At 51.6% G+C, this 17,965-nt stretch carries 16 protein-coding genes; 8 read left to right on the top strand and 8 right to left on the bottom strand.

All coding sequences use genetic code 11. The features are described 5' to 3' along the window. The first annotated feature begins 455 nt into the window (after positions 1-455). From C5S61_RS24540 to C5S61_RS24530, 3 genes are all read left to right on the top strand, one after another. The gene (locus C5S61_RS24540; RefSeq protein ID WP_110519876.1) at positions 456-1,058 is read left to right on the top strand and encodes a superoxide dismutase; all 603 of its coding nucleotides are present in this window, start codon (positions 456-458) and stop codon (positions 1,056-1,058) included. 71 nt (positions 1,059-1,129) lie between these two features. Continuing rightward, positions 1,130-1,537 carry an EVE domain-containing protein gene (locus C5S61_RS24535; protein WP_110519874.1) on the top strand — a complete coding sequence of 136 codons (408 nt, stop codon included), beginning with the start codon at positions 1,130-1,132 and terminating at the stop codon, positions 1,535-1,537. Between the two features lie 147 nt (positions 1,538-1,684). Then, complete coding sequence (locus C5S61_RS24530; RefSeq protein WP_205701478.1) at positions 1,685-2,245, top strand: DUF333 domain-containing protein; 561 nt, start codon at positions 1,685-1,687, stop codon at positions 2,243-2,245. Positions 2,246-2,277: 32 nt separating this feature from the next. On the opposite strand, the gene C5S61_RS24525 is transcribed toward C5S61_RS24530, so the two are convergent. The 8 genes from C5S61_RS24525 to C5S61_RS24490 all read right to left on the bottom strand — a co-directional run bounded on the left by C5S61_RS24525 (position 2,278) and on the right by C5S61_RS24490 (position 10,095). Next, positions 2,278-2,967: a zinc ribbon domain-containing protein gene (locus C5S61_RS24525; protein ID WP_110519871.1), complete on the bottom strand. Its 690-nt coding sequence runs from the start codon at positions 2,965-2,967 to the stop codon at positions 2,278-2,280. Positions 2,968-3,004: 37 nt separating this feature from the next. Next, the gene (locus C5S61_RS24520) at positions 3,005-3,913 is read right to left on the bottom strand and encodes an undecaprenyl-diphosphate phosphatase (protein WP_110519870.1); all 909 of its coding nucleotides are present in this window, start codon (positions 3,911-3,913) and stop codon (positions 3,005-3,007) included. A gap of 173 nt (positions 3,914-4,086) precedes the next feature. Then, a complete protein-coding gene (locus tag C5S61_RS24515; protein ID WP_110519869.1) occupies positions 4,087-5,193 on the bottom strand; it encodes a DegT/DnrJ/EryC1/StrS family aminotransferase in 1,107 nt (368 codons plus the stop codon). An 88-nt stretch (positions 5,194-5,281) separates the two neighbouring features. Continuing rightward, positions 5,282-5,995 (bottom strand): response regulator, encoded by a 714-nt coding sequence (locus C5S61_RS24510; protein WP_110519868.1) that lies wholly within the window; start codon positions 5,993-5,995, stop codon positions 5,282-5,284. A 22-nt stretch (positions 5,996-6,017) separates the two neighbouring features. Next, positions 6,018-7,031 carry a sensor histidine kinase gene (locus C5S61_RS24505; RefSeq protein ID WP_110519867.1) on the bottom strand — a complete coding sequence of 338 codons (1,014 nt, stop codon included), beginning with the start codon at positions 7,029-7,031 and terminating at the stop codon, positions 6,018-6,020. 522 nt (positions 7,032-7,553) lie between these two features. Beyond that, complete coding sequence (locus C5S61_RS24500; RefSeq protein ID WP_110519878.1) at positions 7,554-8,555, bottom strand: NADP-dependent oxidoreductase; 1,002 nt, start codon at positions 8,553-8,555, stop codon at positions 7,554-7,556. A gap of 89 nt (positions 8,556-8,644) precedes the next feature. Next, entirely contained in the window at positions 8,645-9,454 is an 810-nt protein-coding gene (locus C5S61_RS24495; protein ID WP_110519866.1) for an SDR family NAD(P)-dependent oxidoreductase, read from the bottom strand. A gap of 59 nt (positions 9,455-9,513) precedes the next feature. Beyond that, complete coding sequence (locus tag C5S61_RS24490) at positions 9,514-10,095, bottom strand: TetR/AcrR family transcriptional regulator (RefSeq protein WP_240614566.1); 582 nt, start codon at positions 10,093-10,095, stop codon at positions 9,514-9,516. Between the two features lie 334 nt (positions 10,096-10,429). On the opposite strand from C5S61_RS24490, the gene C5S61_RS24485 reads away from it, so the two are divergent. The 5 genes from C5S61_RS24485 (at position 10,430) to C5S61_RS24465 (ending at position 17,647) form a co-directional block, all read left to right on the top strand. Further along, positions 10,430-13,015 (top strand): SUMF1/EgtB/PvdO family nonheme iron enzyme, encoded by a 2,586-nt coding sequence (locus tag C5S61_RS24485; RefSeq protein ID WP_110519864.1) that lies wholly within the window; start codon positions 10,430-10,432, stop codon positions 13,013-13,015. A gap of 20 nt (positions 13,016-13,035) precedes the next feature. Then, positions 13,036-14,916 (top strand): ABC-F family ATP-binding cassette domain-containing protein, encoded by a 1,881-nt coding sequence (locus C5S61_RS24480; RefSeq protein ID WP_110519862.1) that lies wholly within the window; start codon positions 13,036-13,038, stop codon positions 14,914-14,916. A gap of 24 nt (positions 14,917-14,940) precedes the next feature. Next, the gene (locus tag C5S61_RS24475) at positions 14,941-16,536 is read left to right on the top strand and encodes a response regulator (protein ID WP_110519860.1); all 1,596 of its coding nucleotides are present in this window, start codon (positions 14,941-14,943) and stop codon (positions 16,534-16,536) included. A gap of 6 nt (positions 16,537-16,542) precedes the next feature. Further along, a complete protein-coding gene (locus tag C5S61_RS24470; protein WP_054537046.1) occupies positions 16,543-17,253 on the top strand; it encodes a response regulator transcription factor in 711 nt (236 codons plus the stop codon). A gap of 76 nt (positions 17,254-17,329) precedes the next feature. Further along, the gene (locus C5S61_RS24465; RefSeq protein ID WP_110519858.1) at positions 17,330-17,647 is read left to right on the top strand and encodes a PleD family two-component system response regulator; all 318 of its coding nucleotides are present in this window, start codon (positions 17,330-17,332) and stop codon (positions 17,645-17,647) included. Positions 17,648-17,965 lie beyond the last annotated feature (318 nt).

The raw sequence follows: 17,965 nt of genomic DNA, 5'->3' as shown, positions 1-17,965 counted from the left end.
CTTCCCAATCGGCTAAACTAGCATGGAACGGCATAGAATTCCTCGTAGACATGGGTGCTGACACGTCCAGTATACGCGAATTCTCTGCCGTTTGTCGTTTCCTCCCCGAACTACCTACCCTTGAAAGGTTGGGGAGAGGGGATCTTCACAACCGACCCCATATACATGTTCCGCTCGCCAAAAGCCCTTAGCCTCATCCACTCTGCGCCACTGCGTTAAAAAACAATTCGCTCACCCCTGACCCCCGATCCCTAGCCTCTAATCCTTTACCTTCGTGCTCTTCGCACCCTTCGCGGTTATCGTTTCCCGATCCCCAACAACCAATCCCCGACCCCCAATCGCAAATGTGCGCAAGATTGGCATCAAGCATGGCCTAACTTCTGCTACAATAGATGTGGGAACCGTGTGTTGATGCGCCAACAGACGCATCATTGAGCTCAAAAGGAGTCCATACAATGGCTTTTGAACTGCCAGCGTTGCCGTATGCAACCGATGCCTTAGAAAAAGCAATCGATGCGCAAACCATGGAAATTCACCATGGCAAGCACCACGCTGCCTATGTGAATAACCTCAACGCTGCCTTGGAAAAGTATCCCGAATTGCAAAGCAAATCAATCCACGAATTGATCAGCGATTTGAACAGCTTGCCAGAAGATATTCGTACCGCTGTGCGCAACAACGGTGGTGGTCACGCCAACCACAGCTTGTTCTGGAATATTCTCAGCCCTAACGGTGGCGGCGAACCAGCTGGCAAAATTGGCGAAGAAATCACCGCCACGTTCGGCTCATTGGATGCCTTCAAGGAACAATTTGCCAAGGCTGCAACCACCCGCTTCGGCTCAGGCTGGGCTTGGTTGGTGCGCAATGCCGATGGTAAATTGGCCGTAACCAGCACCGCTAACCAAGACTCACCAGTCATGGAAGGCCAAACCCCATTGTTGGGCTTGGATGTTTGGGAACATGCTTACTACTTGCGCTACCAAAACCGCCGCCCAGACTACATCAAAACTTGGTGGGACGTGCTGGATTGGAACAAGGTCGCTGAAAACGATAAGTAAACTTGATTAAGCGCATGTTTAAGCACGGATGGCTCAAACCATCCGTGCTTTTGAGTTAAGGAGCCGCTACAATGGCCTATTGGTTGCTCAAAACTGAGCCAAACGAGTTTAGTTGGGATGATTTGGTGCGCGATGGTTCTACCGTTTGGAATGGTGTGACCAACGCTCAAGCTTTGATCAATTTACGCGCAATGCAGCTTGACGATCAATGTTTGATCTATCATAGCGGCGATGTGCGAGCCGCAGTGGGCATTGCACAAATTAGCCGCACCGCCTATCCCGATCCAAACAGCGAGAACCCAAAGCATGTGGTGGTGGAGATTGAGCCAGTGGTTGCGCTCAAACAGGCAGTTACACTGGCCCAAATCAAAGCCGAGCCGAGTTTAGCCGATTGGATGTTAGTGCGTCAATCGCGGCTTTCGGTGGTGGCATGCAGCCCTGAACAATGGGTTTGGATTATCGATCAAGCTGCACGCTAAGCACTTGATTGCCCCATGGGAACAATTGCGCATGCCAGCACGTTAGCCCACTACAACTGCAACTACGATGATCTGTTGATATGAAATCCCGAGCAATGGAGCTAGATGATGATTCGTCGATCAATGCTGAGTGTAGGAATGGGGCTCATGGCCAGCGTCCTCATCGCATGTGGCGCAAATCGCGCAACGCCAGTTCCAGCGCTGGATCTGGCTAATCCAGCGTCAGTATTTTGTACTGAACATGGGGGCACGCTGACCATTCGCCAAGATGCTGCTGGCAATCAAACTGGCTTTTGTGGCTTTCCTGATGGCAGCGAATGTGAAGAATGGACTTTTCAGCGCGGCGAGTGTGGCCCAGCCAGCCAACATCAAGTTAATATCCGCGTTTATGAACTGACGATGCAGGATAATAATCGCACGCTGAAGCTCAGAAAAGGCGATCGTATCCAAATTGTGCTGGATAGCAACCCGAGCACTGGCTATAGTTGGAGCATTGGCCCTGATGCTAGCAAATTGTTGCAACAACAAGGCCAAGCCCAATATCAAGCGACCGACCCCAATCCAAAACCAGGCTCTGGCGGCACCGAAACCTTCGCTTTTGAAGCGGTTGCGGTTGGTTCAGGCAGCTTTACGCTGGTGTATCAACGCGGTTTTGAAGCTGGCGAACCGAATCAACGCTTTGTGCTTGAGCTTGAAATTAGCGAGTAAGCCTACCCTTTGCTCCACGCTGAGCAAGGGTTTTACTTTGGTTTGGCATTAATAATTGCTGCAACCCGCAACACTTGATTGCTCGTGCTGGTATTGATAATTGCAATCTCAAGTTGCGGGTTTGAGCGCAGCCGTTTATCAATTTCTTGGTTGAGGGTTGAGCTCAGCATATTTTCGATAAACGAGCCTGGAATGCCAAGGCCGCCATTTTTGCCCAAGCCAACGCTCTCGGTTGTGACCACGAGATTGCCATCAATCGCGGCAATTTGGGTGCGAGCCTGAATTGCTTGGACCCCAACCAAGGGCAACCCATAGCCAAGCGTCACGGTCATGGCCACGCCGCCCTTGGGATGATTGCCCAAGATGACTTGGGGATTATGAAAATCGGGGTTGGTGGCAATCGCCTGTTCGATATAGCTATGATCAACATCAACGCTAATGTCTGGGCGCTGATCAGGCACTGCTGAAGGCGTGCGTGCTGGGTTCGTGCCACCAAAAATCCACAACCCAATGATTGCGATGAGTGGCAAGATCACGCCTGTGCTCAACACGCCGAGGATAAAGCTCCACCACGATTTAACCAAGCGCCGTCGCGGTTTGCTTGCCTTGACTTGGGGCAACGGTCCAGTTGCTGGCGTTGCTGTTTGAACGATTTTCGCTCCACAGGCCTGACAATGCTCGGCGGTATCGCGAACTTGGGCTTGGCACGCGCTACAAATCATGTGTGCTCCTGCAATCAATTGGGCCAGAACAACCAGCTTAACGAGCTACATAGACGGCCACAATGACCGCTGCTAAAATCAGCCGATAGATGATAAACGGCAAAAACGAGTTGGTGCGAACATAGCGCAGCAAGAAGCCAACCGCCAATGCACCGACCACGAATGAGACGCTAATGCCAAGCCAAAAGGGTGCAGTCAATTGCGAGCTATCAATATCGCGCAGTTTGAGCACGCCTGCCCCAAAGGTAATCGGAATCGCCATCAAAAACGAGAAACGGGCGGCAGTTTCGCGGGTAAAACCCAAGGCCCGACCCATGGTCATGGTGCTGCCCGAGCGCGAAACCCCTGGAACTAAGGCTAAAGCTTGGGCACAACCAACCAACAAGGCATGCTTCCACGTGAGGTTGGTTAGTTCATAGCGGCGTGGCGCAAAACGATCAGCAATATACAGCACCACGCCCATAATGCTCATTGTGGCGGCAATCACCAAATATTTATCAATGAAATATTCTTCGGCTAGGCTATCGAGCAGCAAGCCCACAATCCCTGCTGGAATCGAGGCCAACACAATAAACCAAAACATTTGGCCTTGTTGGCTGCGTGGTTGATGCATGTGTAAAACCAAATTCAGCCAATCGCGCCAAAAAAACAGCAAGAGCGCAATTAATGTGCCCATATGCAGCGCTACATCGAAGGTTTGGGTTTGGAAAAAAGGATCATGCCAATCGAAAAACCATGGCACAACAATTAAATGCGCCGACGATGAAATTGGCAATGGCTCGCCTAAGCCTTGCACAATGCCCTTGCCAGCGGCAATTTGATATTGCCCAGTTAGAAAAAAGGCGGTGACAACGGTCAAAAACAGCACAATTCCCAACGGAATCCAGAGCTGTAAGGCCTCGCGCCGTGGCGAAAGGTCGGTTTGTTCGAGTGATGTTTGTGCCATAGCTCATCCTTGTGTTCAAATAAATAGCCATCGAGCCGATGGCCAGCGATTTGCATTATACGCAGGATAGGTGAGATGGCAATTTGACGCATGCAGCTGAACTGAGGTTTTAGCGGCAGCAGTAATCAATCAGAAGTTATGATTCGCTGCTGCCTGCCCAATGCTGCTTGTGGCTACTTGGCAAAAAAGGCTTGAATACAGCTAATCACCTGATCAACCTCTGCATCGCTCAGCTCTGGGTAGCAGGGCAACGACAGAATTTCGTTGCTGAGCGCTTCGGTTACTGGCAAATGGACATCCTGATAGCGCTCGGCCCAAGCTGGCTGCTGATGATCGGCAATTGGATAGTGAATATCGCTGCCAATGCCTTCTGCTTGTAAATGTTCGCGCAACCCTTGGCGCTGCTCGGCGGCAACCCGCACCACATACAAATGCTGCACATGCTGATCGGTATCGAGCTGTGGGCATTGGATTGGAGTGGAAGCGAGGCCTGCATTGTAGCGGGCTGCCAAGGCTTGGCGGCGGGTATTTTGGGCATCGAGATGGGCTAATTTGACCCGCAAAATCGCAGCTTGCAGTTCATCAAGGCGGCTGTTGGTGCCATGCTCAAGCGTCACTTGGTATTTGCTTGCCCAGCCATAGGTGCGTAATTGTTTGATTTTGGCAGCGAGGGCATCATCGTTGGTGATAATTGCCCCGCCATCGCCCAATGCGCCTAAATTTTTGGTTGGGTAGAATGAAAATGTGGCTAAAGCGCCGAACGTGCCAACGTGCTGGCCTTGGTAGCGCGCCCCATGAGCTTGGGCACAATCTTCGAGTACTGGCAACTGATGATCGGCGGCAACTGCCAAAATTGCTTCGAGGTTGGCAACTTGGCCATACAAGTGCACGGGCACAATCACTTTGGTGCGCGGCGTAATCGCAGCCGCCAATTGGTTGGGGTCAAGCGTGTAGTGCTGTGGATCAACATCGACATACCGTGGCGTTGCGCCAACGGTGTGGGTGGCAAAGGTTGTGTAGCTGCCTGCGTTGGCTACGGTCAGCACTTCGTCGCCAGTTTGCAAGTCCAAGGCGCGTAGCCCCAAAATCAGGGCATCGGTGCCAGTTGCAAGGCTAATGCAATGGCGTGCGCCACAATACGCTGCCCATTCTGCTTCAAAGGCGCGAACTTCTGGGCCAAGCACAAACCAGCCACTGCGCAACACCCGCAGGCTGGCGGCCTCAATCTCTGCTTCCATCGTGGCCACATGTCGCCCAAGATCGTTAAATGCAATCGACATTAATCCCCCCAAAAAAGAACAGCCCCGCCGGAGCGAGGCTGCGAATTACCAGCGATGGGCCAACTTTAGCCGAGAGACGGTCTGTTCGTCAAGCGGTACGACTGCGACTTTCATCATAGCCTAGTTTGATCCAGCCTTGTTGAATAGCATGAATAACAGCCATCGTGCGGTCGTTGACTTGGAGCTTGCTGAGAATCGAGGTGATATGGTTTTTGACCGTTTGACCGCTGATTGAAAGTTGGTTGGCAATCTCTTTGTTGGAGAGTCCGCGGGCAATACAATCGAGAATTTCAATTTCGCGGCTGGTCAAGGGCGCAAACATCACCGATGTATCTTCGCTACTATTGGCAACATTCGAAAGCTCGCGGAATTGGTTGAGCACGCGGGTGGCGACATGCGGTTTTGACATAACGCTTTCGTTGATCACATAGCGACCATGAGCCACGTCGCGAATCATGCCCACAAGTTGGGTGGGATCGATTTCCTTGGAAGCGTAGGCAGCAGCGCCAGCCTTGATGGCGTTGAACAATTGCTCATCGTCGTCGTGAATGCTGAGCACGATAATGCCCATCCGCGGAGCGCGGCGTTTGAGCACGCGGGCAACTTCCAAGCCATTCAAGCCTGGCAAATTAATATCCAACAGCACAACATTGGGGTTGAGGGTTTCGGTGAGCTTAATGGCCTCAGCGCCATTTTCTGCTTGGCCAATCACCTCAATATCTTTTTCTTGGCCGAGGCTCCAGCAGATGCCTTGGCGAAAAAGCGGGTGATCATCAATGATAAGAACGCGAATGTGCTCCATGGGTATCTCCTTCTGGGTGAGCTTAGATGCTAATCCTGATGGTCACTTCAGTGCCAGCCCCTGGGCGTGAAGCAATGGCAAAATCTCCGCCAAGTAAGGCGACTCGTTCGCGCATACTGGTCAATCCCCAACTCTCTTTGCCAGAGCGCCGCACAACTTCACGTGGATCAAAGCCTGGGCCATCGTCGCGGATGGTGACGATCAGCAGGTTGCCTTGCAACACACTGCGGATCAAAACATTGGCATTGCGTGCATGTTTGTGAATATTCTGCAATGCTTCTTGTGTTACCCGATAGAGCACAATCTCAGCTTCAGCCGGAATGCGGGTTGGCCAGTGGAGCAGGTCAATCGTGACTTTGACCTTGGTCGTTTGTTGATATTTTTGCACATAATCGGCCAAGGCGGTGGGGAAGCCTTGGTCGAGCGCACCGGGCCGCAAATCGGCGATAAAGCCACGCACTTCGTGGAGTCCTTGGCGAGCAGCACTGCGTAATTCGTTTAAAAATGGCTCAAGCTGGGCCGGATTACTCTGCTGCAAATTCATGGCATGTTCCAAGCCCATCAAGACGTTGGCTAAAACTTGGGCTGGCCCATCGTGGACTTCGCGGGCCAGGCGTAAGCGCTCGTCTTCGCGACCTTGGACAATCTGACCGCGTAAGGCTAAGGCCCACGGGTCATTTTGTTGGCCAATGCTGGTTGTGCCATTGAGGCTGGTGCTGCTCATCTCAATCTGGCGAATGAGCTGTTCGAGCCGTTTGAGCGCTTCGGCGGTGGCACTGGTTTCGGCATCGATCGCCGTCATTTTGCTGCGCAACTCTGCTTCTTGTTGGCGCAAACGGCCAACCGCTGGCGTGTTGAGTTGTTCGGCGAAGGTTCGTTGCACTGCGAGTTCATCGGCAGTACGATACATTTTGCGTCCTTGTTGGGTGATTGCGGTATGCTGCTCACGCAGGTGCGCCGCCTCACCCCGCAAGGCCTGCAAGGCATGCGCCAATTGGGTCTGTGCTTGGGTAAGTAACGCTGCTGCATCAGCCACAAGGACTTCCTTCCATCATGGTACTAGTTCTGAGATCTGAAGTATAGCACGCCATACGGGTGATGCAACAGCCGTTTGACCCCCATACGGGGGGATTTGTTGTATGTAGTCATATGGTAGTGATAATCGCTCAAGTGGTTTTCGCGTGGCCCACCCTCTAGCGCCAATCACTAATGGTTCAGGCTGATGGAATAGTATTCTTTTTTCAGGGTGACCTTGAACCTATGCTGATATAGGCTAGAGTTGATGACGTATGGGGAGGGGTAGATGGCCGCTTTAAACGTTCTTATCCAAGACCTATGAAATTCCAAAACGATCGCTAAGCATTCAAAACATGTGTTCGAGTACTTGGCTCAATCATTGTTGCCTGCTCAATCAGTAGCTCCCACAGATCTAGACACCCTTGCTAACATGTTGCCCACGAAGCAGATAAAGAACGATTTTTTTGCCCATGGATGGATGTGGAAATTTAGGGTCTATACGTGCTTGTAGTTGCTCTAGCAAATAGCAACGAAGCGCAGCTTATTGCATCGTGATAACGACCTTGCCTTTGGTTCTACCTGTTTCAACGTATTTCAAAGCATCCTTGGTTGCTTCGAATGGAAAGCTCCGATCCACAACGGTATCGATAATTCCAGCATCGATCAAAGAACTAAGTTGGCTTAGCTGCTCACCGTTCGCCTGCATGAACAAAAATGAATAGCGTACCTGTTGTTGTTTAGCTTTTGTTCGAATGCGATAGCTCAACAAGCGCATAAGCAGGCGAACAGGCCAAGGCGCGCCAATTTCTTGGCCAAACGTGGGATCAGGTGGACCTGAAATCGAGATCAGCGTTCCGCCAGGCTTCAGCACGCGAAGCGATTTTTCGATGATCGCTCCCTCTTGACTATTCAAGACCACATCATAATTTTTCAGGATGGTTTCAAAATCTTCGGTCTTGTAATCAATCACAATATCGGCCCCGAGGCGCTTCACAAAATCGAAATTCGCTTTGCTAGTTGTCGTCGCAACAATCGCACCCACATGTTTGGCCAGCTGAATGGCAATTGTCCCAACTCCACCAGAACCAGCCTGAATGAAAACTTTTTGGCCTTTTTTAAGCTGTGCTTGCTCGATCAACGCTTGCCATGCGGTCAGCCCGACCAGCGGAAAGGAAGCTGCTTCGGCCATGCTCAGTTTGTTTGGCTTGAGTGCGACATCTGCTTCGTTGATCGCAATGAATTCGGCAAAGGTTCCAATTCGATCTGCAGCTGGCCGAGCATAGACCGCATCGCCTAGCTTGAATCGCTGCACCTTTGAGCCAACTTTAACGACAACCCCAGCGACATCATTGCCCAAAATTAGCGGGAAGCGATAGTGCAAGATAGCTTTGAACGCACCTTCCCTGATTTTGTTATCGAGTGGGTTAATTCCAGCGGCGTGGATTTGAATTAAGATATCAGTATCACGCAGTTCTGGAATTGGCAGATCGCCAGCCCGCACATTATCCTTGTTTCCATAGCGCTCGATGAAGAAGGCTTTCATCATAAAGTTTTGTCTCCTATTGTTGTATGTGGCGCTGCTGATGGGAATGTCGTTTCCCATCAGCGCCCTGCCGTTCGCAGCTTATGAGACTAGGCAGCGGTCTTGCCACCGCTGAACAAGCGGCGTTTGAACGCCTCAAATACTGCCTCTGGAAGCACACGCTGGAGCATCAAGGCAATTGTTCCATCCACCCCAACGGGATAGCGTAGACGGGGCTGGCTAGTTGCGGCGCGGAGAATCACACGCGCTACTGCGCTAGCATTCAAACCTTTCTTTGCATTAGTGACAAGGCTTTGCTGGGCACTTTGGCGGCCTGGGGTATAGTCGTCAATCGGGGTGGTTGGCCACTGGGCGACGAACGGCGTGTTTACATAACTTGGTTCGATCAGTGAGACGCTCACGCCAAACTGCCGAACCTCGGCGCTAAGGGATTCGCTCAGGCCTTCCAAAGCAAATTTGCTTGCACTATACAGGCCCCCATATGGCGGCGCGATGTGCCCGACGATCGAGCTAACATTGATAATGTGTCCGCTGCCTTGCTGGCGCATAATCGGCATTACTGCCTTGATCATGCGAATAACCCCAAACAGATTGGTGTCGAACTGAGCTTGCGCATCGGCAATGCTACTTTCCTCAACCGCACCAAATTGCACATAACCTGCATTATTGACGAGGATATCAAGTCGTCCGGTTTGAGCTAGTAGCGATTGAACTGCTGCATCTACCGAATCGTCCGAGCGCACATCCAGCGGTAGCAATGTAAATGAGTGCTTGTGCGAAATTGGGTTGCGGCTGGTGCCGAAAACCCGAAATCCTTTGGCTGCCAAAAGTTCCGCAGTTGCTTGCCCAATTCCCGATGATGCGCCCGTGATGAGCACGACCTTTTGTTGCGATGTCATTAATTTGGTCCTTCATACAGAGCAATGTTTGAATGAACATTCAAACATTGAGGTAAAAATTAGTTAAAAATTGATAAAGCTGTTTTAACAATATCGTTGAACATTCCCCGCTGCTGCTGGCTTCGCGCAAGCACACGCAGGCTGACAAAGGTTGCTACTAAGAAATGCGCCAATTGATGAGGATCGTGTTGCCACGAGAGTTCACCAGCAACCTGCGCTTTGATCAACAGCCGATATAATCCTTCTTCGAACTCATTCAATGCTGACTGGATGATCGCGTTAACTACATGATCATGCGGAGCTATTTCTAAGGATGCATTGATCAAAAAACAGCCACGCCGCGCTGGGTCGTGCAGCAAGGCATCAACCTGTGCTTGGAAAAGCTGGGTTAATACAACTTGGAGTGAACCAGTTTGCTCTAAAATAGCCATAGTTTGTGCTTTAATAGCGTTAATATACTGATTAAGGGCCGCTAGATACAGCGCATGTTTATCGCCAAAAGTTGCATAGAGACTACCGCGCCCAATCCCCGTAACTTGGACGAGATCTTCGATTGATAGCCCTTCGTAGCCACGTTCCCAAAAGGCGTTCATGGCTTTTTCGAGAACCCGTTGAGGCTCAAATGCTTTCTTTCCTGCCATAAGTCGTCTCATACTCCTGCTTACATCGAAGTATAGCACATGTTGGAATGATAAGTCAATGATGATAACTGAAAGCGCTAAGGCATAGTATACGTATTCAATTGGGCTAAGAATTGAAAGGCACTAGTTTTAATCTCAAATGCCTGCGAACAGCAAGCAACACGGTCAAACTTGCCTGTCGGCTTGGACGATCGCATGCGAATCCCCTCTTGGGGTTGGGTGTCAAGGGTTTTCAGGTTCGCAGGCTTGGTAAATAGCCGATTCTAACGATTGAGATGGCTTGATCGAGATGCTACAATAGGATGACACTGCTGCTGCAAACGAGGCGTAATCCATGGTTTGTCCACGCTGTTCAACCGAATTGAAAACTGGGGCACGTTTTTGCCCGAAGTGTGGTGCTGGTCTCCCGCGTTGGACTGGCCGACTTGCCAATGGCGATGTTTTAATTGATCGCTATGTGGTGATTCGCCCCTTGGCCCGTGGTGGCATGGGCGCGGTTTATCTGGCGACCGATCGGCGGCTTGGCGATGCGCCCGTTGCGCTCAAAGAGATGACTGGCTTGCACCAACCAGGCGATACCGATGCTTGGGAGCGGGCAATTGGCGAGTTTCGGCGCGAGGCAGCCTTGTTGGCTCGCTTGAGCCACCCCAATTTGCCCCGGGTTATCGACCAATTTCGCCACGCCGAGAACGAGTTTTTGGTGATGGAATATGTCGAGGGCCAAACCCTGCGCGCCGAGTTGGAAGGCCGAGTTGAGCCATTGGCTTTGGAAACCGTGATCGATTGGATGCGCCAATTAACCACTGTGCTGCAATATTTGCATAATCAAAACCCGCCGATTATCTATCGCGATCTCAAACCACCCAACATTATGCTGCGCCCCGATGGCCGAATTGCCTTGATCGACTTTGGGATTGCGCGCTTGTTTAAACATGGCCAAGAAGGCGATACGGTGATTTATGGCACGCCTGGCTATGCGCCGCCTGAGCAATATGGCTTTGGCCAAACCGACCAGCGCTCGGATATTTATAGCTTGGCGATGGTGATTCACGAACTCATCACGCGCTTTGAGCCTGCCAAACGCGAAAGCACGCGCCCACCGTTGGCGCATAATTTGCGCGAAACCGTGCCAACTGCCTTGAGCGATGTGCTGCATCGCGCGATGCATCCCGATCCTGACGATCGCTTTCAATCAATGCGCGATTTTCAACTTGCTGTCGATCAGGCATTAAATCCAGTCCACGTTGCAGCATTGCCTGATGCTACCGTGATGCAGCAAGCAACCACGCCCACGCCCAAATCTAAAAACTGGTGGTGGCTGGCGCTGGCGTTAGTGAGCCTTGGCCTGATTGGCTTTGTGCTGGCCCATGGTTTTGGCCTATTTCAAACCAAGCTTGAGCCAACCAGCGTGGCCCAAATTACCCCAAGCCTTGCAGCGCCGACCCCAACCGAAGCTACGATTGTGCCAGTCGTGATTGGGCCAGCGCCGCCGGGCATGGTCGCAATTCCCGCTGGTACGTTTATGATTGGTAGTGCTGATGGCCCGCCCAACGAGCAGCCAACTGGCCGTGGCTACTTGCCAACTTTTTATATTGATCGCACTGAGATCACCGTAGCTGCCTATCGTGAATGCGTGGCTCAACAACGCTGTACTGAGCCTGCCGACCGCAGCTCACTGACCGTGACTGATTATTACGATAACCAAGCGTACGGCGCGTACCCGATGATCAATGTGACATGGCAGCAAGCAGCTACTTATTGCCAAGCCCAAAATAAGCGCCTGCCCAACGAGGCCGAATGGGAGCGCGCCGCTCGTGGCACGGAAGGCCGCCGCTATCCGTGGGGCGATGAATGGGATGCGAGCCGTTTGAATGCGTGGGGGGCTGGTGTTGCTGGCGATACCCAAGCGGTTGGCAGCTACCCCACTGGCGCAACGCCCGAAGGCGTGCAGGATTTGGCGGGCAATGTTTGGGAATGGACAAGCAGCCTCGATTTGCCGTATCCCTACAATGCTGGCGATGGCCGCGAAGTGCCAACCCAACCTGGAGCGCGGATTGTGCGCGGCAGTTTTAGTGGCACTAAACCTGAAAATGCCCGCGCTGCTGTGCGCGAGCGCCGCGACCCCGAATTGCCCTTGAATATTATTGGTTTTCGCTGCGTAACCACCAATTTTTATGTCCCCGACGGCATGGATTTTATTGCTGGTGGGCGTTGGACAATGGGCGCAACGGCAGAAGATTTAGCTCATTACAAAAAGATCTATGGCTGGGACGGCTTGCAGAACGAAGAACCATCAACGCCGATTTCAACCACCGCCTTTTACCTTGACCATACTGAAGTGACCAACCAAGCCTATACTGAATTTATCAGCGCCACCGATCGCCCGGTGCCGACCAACTCGTTTGATCCGGTTGGGCTTATGCTGTGGCTGCCTGATCGCACCGTGCCAATTTCCTTAAGCCAACATCCAGTGGTCAATGTAACCTGGGATGATGCACGTAGCTATTGTGAATGGCGGGGCAAACGCTTGCCAACCGAAGCAGAGTGGGAGCGTGCTGCCCGTGGCGATCAACGTACGATATTTCCATGGGGCGACCAAGCTGACGCAAGTTTGCTGAATATCAAAGATTTTGGGTCAGGCCGCACTATGCCGGTTGGTTCATTGCCAAACGCTGGACCCTATGGCACACTAGATCTTGCAGGCAATGTTTGGGAATGGACGCAATCGCTGTATATTCCCTATCCCTACCATCCTAATGATGGACGAGAATTGCCAAGTGGCGATGGTTCGCGGGTGTTGCGTGGTGGCTCGTGGTTCGACGATTTGATGTCGGCGCATACAACAGGCCGTAATTCGTTCCGCCCCGAGCTTGCCAATATTAATGTTGGTTTTCGATGTGCGCAGGATGTCGCACCATAAATTAGTTGTGTTAGGAATCCATGAACATTATCAATTTAGAAACTGTTTCCAAAGCCTATGGCCCTAAAGTGTTGTTTGAAAATATTTCCTTGGGCTTAGCAAGTGGCGATCGCATTGGCTTAATCGGGGTCAATGGCAGCGGTAAATCAACCCTCTTAAAAATTGCAGCTGGCTTAGAACAACCAGATACTGGCCGCGTAACCTTGCGCAAAGATTGTCGGGTTGGTTATTTGGCCCAAGATCCGCCGATGGATGCCAACCAAACAGTGCTTGAATATGTCTATGCTGCGGCGGGCGAAGGTGCAACCTTGCTCAGCCAATATACGCTGGCCAGCTTACAACTTGAGCATGATCCCAATGATGCTAAAGCCTTGGCCGCCGTTGCTGAACTCAGCGAACGCCTGACCACGCTCGATGCCTGGGATACGGAGTTGAGCGCGCGCACAGTGCTTTCGCGGCTTGGCATTACCACGCTCGATGCTCCACTTGGCACGCTTTCTGGCGGCCAACGCAAGCGGGTGGCGATGGCACGGGTGCTGATCGAAAAGCCCGATCTGCTGATTCTCGACGAACCAACCAACCACATCGACCCAACCACTGTCGCTTGGCTCGAAGGCTATTTGGCCAATCTGCAAGGCGCGTTGTTGATGATCACCCACGATCGCTACTTTTTGGATCGGGTGGTGACGGCAATTATTGAGCTTGAAGATCGCCAATTGCACTCGTATCCTGGCAATTACGAGCGCTTTGTGGCCGAGCGCATTGAGCGCGAACGCCAACGCGCCAAGGCTGAGCTTGATCACCGCAACGAAGTGCGCCGCGAATTAGCGTGGTTGCGTCAAGGAGCGCAAGCGCGTACCACCAAACAACAAGCCCGCGTCGATCGCGCCAATGCCTTGATCAACCAAGAGCGTCGCCAAGAGCGCGGCACGTTGGATCTGGAATCGACTGGACGACGGCTTGGCAAAAAGCTGATCGAAATGCATGGCCTGAACAAGCAAATTGCTGGCAAAACCTTATTGCACAATTTTGAATATCAGCTCACTCGCGACGATCGTTTGGGCATTATCGGCCCCAACGGCGTTGGCAAATCGACCTTGCTCAATTTGATCGCTGGGCGGTTGCAGCCAGATAGCGGCGAATTAGTTATTGGTGAAACCATCCACGTTGCCTATTACGATCAAAGCAGCAGCGATCTCAACCCCAACCAACGCCTGATTGATTATGTCAGCGATGGAGCCGAATTGGTGCAAACTGGCGAAGGGTTGCGCACCGCCAGCCAAATGCTTGAGCGCTTTCTGTTTCCCAACAGCCAGCACTGGGATTATATCCACAGCTTGTCGGGGGGCGAACGCCGCCGCTTGTATTTATTGCGCACCCTGATGCGTAACCCAAATGTGTTGCTGCTCGACGAACCAAGCAACGATCTCGATGTGCAGACGATTGCGATTTTGGAAGAATACATTGAGCAATTCAACGGTGCAGTGATTGTTGTTTCGCACGATCGCGCCTTTCTCGACAACACGGTTGATCATTTGCTGGTTTTTGAGGGCGATGGCAAAGTACGCCACTTCCCAGGTGACTACAGCGCCTATCGCGAAGCCTCCGAACGCGAGCAAGCCAGCGCCAAGGCTGTAACCAAACCGTCAACTCAAGAGCGCCCACGCGAAGAAAAACCACGTAAACTGACCTTTAAGCAACAACGCGAATTAAGCGAGCTTGAAAAAACCATCGCTACCTTGGAAGCCCGCCAAAACGAGCTAAACGACGCATTGAACAATGCAGGCAGCGATTATCAAGCCTATAACCGCTTGAGCAGCGAGCTTGAACAGGCTAGCCAAACCTTAGAACAAAGCTACGAACGCTGGATGGAGCTTTCGGAGTTAGCCGCAGCTTCGTAATTTTCAGAGACATGGAGCACAGGAATGCAAGCAACACCCGAACTAATTTTGATTGTGGATGATCAAACCACCAATGTGATGGTGTTACAGCGTATGTTGGAACGCGCTGGCTATGCAACCGCCTGTGCTCGCAGCGGCTTCGAAGCCTTGGAAATGCTCGAACAACAAGTCCCCGATTTGATTTTACTTGACGTAATGATGCCTGAAATGGATGGTTATCAAACCCTGCAAGCAATTCGCGAGCGCAACCAGCTGCCATTCATCCCGATTATTTTTGTTTCGGCCAAGCAAACCACCGCCGACACGGTTACAGGCTTGGATCTTGGCGCTGACGATTATGTGACCAAGCCGGTGAATCGCGATGAATTGCTGGCTCGCATGCGCGTGCTGTTGCGCTTGAAACACACGCGCCGCGCCTTGCACCGCGAACAAGAACGCTTGCGCTTTCTGTATCGGGTTTCGCAAACCTTGCACCGCTCGTTGGATATTGATCAGGTGCTGCCCGAAGCTTTGAATGCGATTAACGAATTGCTGGGAGCCAGTCGTGGCAGCGTGTTGCTACTTGATGATCAAAATCGGGTTTGGCGGCGAATTTTGTTTCGTCCACATTTGCCGCCAGCAGAGGCCGAACAAGCCATCGAAGCGGTGTTGCGCGAGGGCTTAGCCTCGTATGCCTTGCGCACTGGCGAAGTTCAAATTGTCGAAGATGCCCAAAACGATCCACGCTGGAAACATTTTTATGATGATCGTGAGGAAATTGGCTCGGCGCTGGCCTTGCCATTACATAATTATGCCCAAAATACGATCATCGGCGTGTTTATTTTGGTTCATCCCCAGCGCAATTTTTTCAAAACCGAGCTAGAAACCTTGATCAAAGCCCTGACTGATCAATTGAGTGTTGCCCTGACCAATGCAGCGGTTTACACGCGCCTGCGCGAGGCTGAAGATAGCCGCGACGGGTTTATTCAGATGTTAACTCACGACTTGCGTGCGCCGTTGGCTGGCATGGTTGGTTGCTTCGATGCCTTGATGACGACCCAACTTGATGACGATGGTAAATTGTTCGTCGAACTCGGTTTTCGCGCAGGAGCCGCCCAGCAACGCCTGATCGACGATTTGCTTGATGTCTACAAAGCAGAAGCTGGACGCTTGGTGCTGAGCCAAGAAACCACCAGCCTTGAGCGCATTGGCGAACTGCTGAGCGAGCAAGTGCTGCCAATTACGGTTGAGCAACAGCTAACATTCGAACTCAATCTGCCTGCTGCGCCATTGGTGGTGCTTGATGAGCATAAAATGGTGCGCGTTTTGGCCAATTTGGTCAGCAATGGTATCAAATGGACTAAGCCAGGCGGTACAATTCGTGTGATTGGCACGATTGATCAAGCGGCCAAAATGATTACGCTGCTGGTTAGCGATACTGGCCAGGGGATAGCCGCCGAAGATATTCCGCATATTTTCGATAAATTTTACCAAGGACGAACTGCTGCACAGTCGCGCGGCACAGGGCTGGGCTTGACCTTCTGTAATTTAGCAGTTGGTGCTCATGGCGGCACAATTAGCGTTGATAGCCAAGTAGGCAAGGGGACGACCGTTACCTTGCAACTACCTTGGAAGGAGTAGGACCCAATGCCAGCACGATGGCGTATTCTGGTGGTTGATGATGATACGATTATTCGGCGCACCTTGGTGAGCAATTTACTCAACGATGGCTTTGAAGTGATGGCCGCAGAATCAGGCCAATCGGCGCTGGCGATGGTCGAAAGTTCATGGCCCGATTTGGCGATTCTCGATTTGATGATGCCTGGCATGACCGGATTTGAGCTGTCTGATCGCTTGCGGCGCTATGTTGAAATTCCGATCATCATGTTGACTTCGATTTCCGACGAAGCCACGACCGTGCGCGGGCTGGAGCAACACGCCGACGATTATATGACCAAGCCCTATCGCTACCCAGAACTGCGGGCACGGGTCAACAAGCTGCTGACCAAATCGTATGAGGGTGGTTTACACCCAGGCGAGTTGATTGTGATAGATGAAGATTTATCGGTCAATTTCGGCCAACATATTTTGATGCGCAAAGGCGAGGCGATTCCCTTGGAGCCAATTGAGCTGCGGGTGTTGTATTTATTGCTGCAAACGCCAACCGTGGCTGTGGCCACTACAACCTTGTTGCGCAAAGCCTGGGGCTTGGGCGAAGAAGGCGATCAATCATCGTTGTGGGTGCGAATTCGCTCGTTGCGCACCAAACTTGAGGACAATCCATCCAAGCCAATCTACCTCAAAACCGTGCGCGGCGTGGGCTACGTCTTTGATGTCCAACCGCGACGGGGCTTGTAATCTGACTCGTAAACTTGTGTGCTTATAGTGATGGTGATGGTTGCCCAATTGATCCATCACTATAAGGATGCTATGTATGCCAATGACTGTTTTGCTCGTCGATCCTGATCAAATTACCCGAACACTCATGCGCTATCACCTTCGTCGAGCAGGGTACACAGTCTACGAAGCTGATAGTTCGTTGCTAGCTGAACAATTAAATCAGCAATATCAACCACGCTTTGTAATTCTTGATGAGGCAATCTCGAACGAACAGAGCAACGTGCTGAACTGGGGCAATCATCAGAACTATATTCTGCTGACCGATTTGCCCCAACCACAAACGACTGGCTGCCTGAGCCTTGCCAAGCCAATCACCGGCCAGCACTTGATCTCGCAATTACAAACGTTGTAATAGAAGGATGAAGTATGAGGGATGAGGGATGAAGGATAAAGGCAAAAGTCAGAAGTCAAAAGCTAAATGCTGATCCACGAAGAGCACAAAGAGCACGAAGCTTGAAACCACGAAGGCCGCGAAGATTGCGAAGAGCATTTTAGCCACAGATTGACACAGATGACCACAGATTATGTTCCCATAGCCACAAGCCAATAGCCTATAGCCACACGTTTTTAGCCACGAATTGCACGAATTCCACGAATAATGATCCGATAGCCCAAAGCCAATAGCCCGACCCCTGACCCCCAGCCCTGTCTCTTATACAAATCTTATGCC

Source organism: Herpetosiphon llansteffanensis, assembly GCF_003205875.1.
In the GTDB taxonomy this organism is placed as follows: domain Bacteria; phylum Chloroflexota; class Chloroflexia; order Chloroflexales; family Herpetosiphonaceae; genus Herpetosiphon; species Herpetosiphon llansteffanensis.
Note: the sequence above shows the minus strand (reverse complement) of the source record. Positions and strands in the feature narration are given on the sequence as shown.

Excerpts from the sequence above, each read along its gene's own strand:
- C5S61_RS24540 (WP_110519876.1), top strand. The coding sequence starts at position 456 with ATGGCTTTTGAACTGCCAGCGTTGCCGTATGCAACCGATGCCTTAGAA.
- C5S61_RS24535 (WP_110519874.1), top strand. The coding sequence starts at position 1,130 with ATGGCCTATTGGTTGCTCAAAACTGAGCCAAACGAGTTTAGTTGGGAT.
- C5S61_RS24530 (WP_205701478.1), top strand. The coding sequence starts at position 1,685 with ATGGCCAGCGTCCTCATCGCATGTGGCGCAAATCGCGCAACGCCAGTT.
- C5S61_RS24525 (WP_110519871.1), bottom strand. The coding sequence starts at position 2,967 with ATGATTTGTAGCGCGTGCCAAGCCCAAGTTCGCGATACCGCCGAGCAT.
- C5S61_RS24520 (WP_110519870.1), bottom strand. The coding sequence starts at position 3,913 with ATGGCACAAACATCACTCGAACAAACCGACCTTTCGCCACGGCGCGAG.
- C5S61_RS24515 (WP_110519869.1), bottom strand. The coding sequence starts at position 5,193 with ATGTCGATTGCATTTAACGATCTTGGGCGACATGTGGCCACGATGGAA.
- C5S61_RS24510 (WP_110519868.1), bottom strand. The coding sequence starts at position 5,995 with ATGGAGCACATTCGCGTTCTTATCATTGATGATCACCCGCTTTTTCGC.
- C5S61_RS24500 (WP_110519878.1), bottom strand. The coding sequence starts at position 8,555 with ATGAAAGCCTTCTTCATCGAGCGCTATGGAAACAAGGATAATGTGCGG.
- C5S61_RS24495 (WP_110519866.1), bottom strand. The coding sequence starts at position 9,454 with ATGACATCGCAACAAAAGGTCGTGCTCATCACGGGCGCATCATCGGGA.
- C5S61_RS24490 (WP_240614566.1), bottom strand. The coding sequence starts at position 10,095 with ATGGCAGGAAAGAAAGCATTTGAGCCTCAACGGGTTCTCGAAAAAGCC.
- C5S61_RS24485 (WP_110519864.1), top strand. The coding sequence starts at position 10,430 with ATGGTTTGTCCACGCTGTTCAACCGAATTGAAAACTGGGGCACGTTTT.
- C5S61_RS24480 (WP_110519862.1), top strand. The coding sequence starts at position 13,036 with ATGAACATTATCAATTTAGAAACTGTTTCCAAAGCCTATGGCCCTAAA.
- C5S61_RS24475 (WP_110519860.1), top strand. The coding sequence starts at position 14,941 with ATGCAAGCAACACCCGAACTAATTTTGATTGTGGATGATCAAACCACC.
- C5S61_RS24470 (WP_054537046.1), top strand. The coding sequence starts at position 16,543 with ATGCCAGCACGATGGCGTATTCTGGTGGTTGATGATGATACGATTATT.
- C5S61_RS24465 (WP_110519858.1), top strand. The coding sequence starts at position 17,330 with ATGCCAATGACTGTTTTGCTCGTCGATCCTGATCAAATTACCCGAACA.